The organism is Pandoraea sp. PE-S2R-1 (assembly GCF_002179865.1).
In the GTDB taxonomy this organism is placed as follows: domain Bacteria; phylum Pseudomonadota; class Gammaproteobacteria; order Burkholderiales; family Burkholderiaceae; genus Pandoraea.
The window spans coordinates 1-450 of sequence record NZ_NGUR01000073.1; the positions used below are offsets into that span (position 1 = coordinate 1).

At 62.4% G+C, this 450-nt stretch carries 1 protein-coding gene; it reads right to left on the reverse strand.

Annotated elements, in window-relative coordinates:
- Nucleotides 1–450: ABC transporter substrate-binding protein (locus CDV44_RS27090; RefSeq protein WP_170936127.1), on the reverse strand; the 450-nt coding region annotated here is incomplete at both ends.

Sequence of the window (450 nt, forward strand, 5' to 3'; positions counted from 1 at the left end):
TCTCGGTCGAGCGTACCCGCACGTTCGATCGCCTGCTGCAAGACCACGCCAACGCCGGCGCCCGACGCCTGCGTGAAGTCCGGCAAGCTGTGGTACTTGCCCTGGAACGCACTGACGAACGCAGCCGTCGAGCCGAAGACGTCAGTCGATTGATACGCCAGCACCGGATGGAACCAGCTTGCGGTTGTGACGTTATTCGCCAGCGGCTTGCCCACCGCATCGACCCACTCGTCGTAAGCCGGGCCGTTGATCATCGTGACCGCCGGGGCGCCAAGCTTCTGGTCGGCCATCTGCTTGCGAACGAGAATCAGGTCGTTGATATAACCCGTCACGATGATCCAGTCCGGACGCGCCGCCTTGATCTCGGTGACTTCCGCCGAGTGGTCGAGCGAACCGATCTGGTAGCGCTGCGAGTAGACGATCTGCAAACCACGCTTGGCCGCCGACTTT